This window comes from Methanoculleus sp. DTU007 (genome assembly GCF_001512385.1).
GTDB classification, from domain to species: domain Archaea; phylum Halobacteriota; class Methanomicrobia; order Methanomicrobiales; family Methanoculleaceae; genus Methanoculleus; species Methanoculleus thermophilus.
The window spans coordinates 1,289-3,215 of sequence record NZ_LFRO01000026.1 but is presented as its reverse complement, the minus strand read 5'-3'; the positions used below and the strand labels follow the sequence as shown (position 1 = coordinate 3,215).

Here is a 1,927-nt window from a genome sequence, read left to right as displayed (position 1 = left end):
GAGACGAGCGAGACCTGCCGCCGCAGCCATCGGGGATCCAGGGTTGAGAGGTCGCGCCCGTCGAGTGTGACTGTTCCTTTCTGTGGTAAAAACGCCCGGAGAATCAGGTTGATGAGCGTCGTCTTCCCTGCACCGGTCCGCCCGATGATGGCGACCACCTCGCCGGGCCGGACGACGAAGTTCACGTCCCGAAGAATTGGTTCCGACTCCGCATAGCCGAACCAGACACCGGAGAACTCGATCCTGCCCTGCACCACGGTGGGTGCGATCCCGCCGGCACCTGAAGTTCTCCCTGACTCGCCGTGCATCGCAAAGAGGTCGCGCAGTCGTGCGGCGGATGTCGCCGCGGGCTGCATGACGACGGGGAAGGCGAAGAAGGTGTTGACCGTGGGGGCGAACGTCACGATGTAGACCGCGAACGCGACGAAGTCTCCCACGGTCATAGCACCGGCGAGCACCTCGTTCCCACCGAACCAGAAGACGGCGATCAGCATGAGCGACATCGTGCCAATCCTGAAGTACTCCGAGAATGCCGAGAGCATTGTGTTCCGGATCCGGGCATCGACCATATTCCGAAGTGTCCCGGAGACCCTGCGCACCTCACGGTCCTCTGCGGCGTGCGACTTGACGGTGTCGATCCCGGAGATCACCTCCTGGAGATCCCGCGAGACGTAGGCCTGTCGTTCGCGCTCCCGGTGGGTGGCGGCGCGGATCCGCCGGATAAAGACGGCGTTGACCAGCAGGTAGAGGGGAATAAAGGCGACGACGACGAGGGTCAACTTGAGGTTTAAGATGCAGAGGATGGCGAAGGTGAAGATGACATAGAGGGCGTTTGCGATGCTCTGGGGTAGGTACTGGGAGATAGTATACTGCAGGATCTGGACGTCGTCGGAGAGGCGCGACATGATGTAGCCGGTCTGCTGCGACTTGAAGTACGAGAGCGGGAAACTTAAGACGTGCTCGACAAGAGCGGTCTGGAGATTGAAGGCATACCCTTCCCGAAACCGGGCGGTCCAGTAGTTCCGCAAGAGATCCATGCCTCCGGTGAAGAGCCCGAGCAGCAGAAGGGCGATGATGAGTGCATTGAGCGAGGAGAGGGTCCCTGCGGCGCCTGCAAGGAGGGAGTCGGTGGCCGGTCTCTCTCCGAGCAGGATGTTGTCGATGAAGAACTTGATGCTGAGTGGGAGGATGGTCTTTGCGGCCGAGACGAGAGCGGTCGCTACGAGGGCCAGCACGCCCACGCTCCAGATGGGCCGGGCGAACCGGAGGAAGAAGACGAAGTCGGAGAACTGGAGGTCTCTCCTTGTCTTCACCGGCTGGCGCATGATATCCCGGGTGAAGGCGACGGTACGTCGACAGTAATCAGTGATGCTCATGGTATACCGGTCCGGTTCCGGAGCAGCGAGTCTGAGGCCGGATTCCGGAGGGCTGCCACCCGGTCTCCCGCCGCGTCTCCGTTCCAGTTCCATACCCTCCTCGCGTATAATACCTCTGCTCCGGGGGCCGGGGTAAACCGAAACGGATAACAGCCGGCGAAATGAGATCGACGCATGGTATCGCGTGCCGTAGCCAGACGCTTCTACGGGGCGGTTGTGGGAGCGGCGGTGATCGGTGCAGCCTCACTCCTTGGTCTCCTGAAGGTCCTCCCCGGGTCGTTTGAAATAGTGGCGTTCCTCTTTTGCGGAGGGCTCATTGCCGGGCTTCTCACCCCGGGCTCGGTGAAGGACGGAGCCATCACCGGCGCCGTCTGCGGGGTGCTCGTGGCCCTGCTTGCAGCCTCTACGATAACCCTCATGAGCCTGGTGGAGAACAACCCGCAGTATCCCCCGTTCTGGATGACTTTCCTCTTCTACGCCCTCATCCTCACGGCGCTCCTCCTCCCCTACAGCGCCGTCGGCGGAGCGGGCGGGACGGCGGTGCGAAACGG

The 1,927-nt window shown here is 62.1% G+C and carries 2 protein-coding genes; one reads left to right on the top strand and one right to left on the bottom strand.

Translation table 11 applies throughout. The features are described from left to right. Positions 1-1,469 (bottom strand): ABC transporter ATP-binding protein (locus tag ACI94_RS02600; RefSeq protein ID WP_286681056.1); only part of this gene is annotated, 1,469 nt, incomplete at its 3' end. Positions 1,470-1,550: 81 nt separating this feature from the next. Here ACI94_RS02600 and ACI94_RS02595 point away from each other — a divergent pair. Next, positions 1,551-1,927: DUF5518 domain-containing protein (locus ACI94_RS02595; protein ID WP_286681058.1), on the top strand; the 377-nt coding region annotated here is incomplete at its 3' end.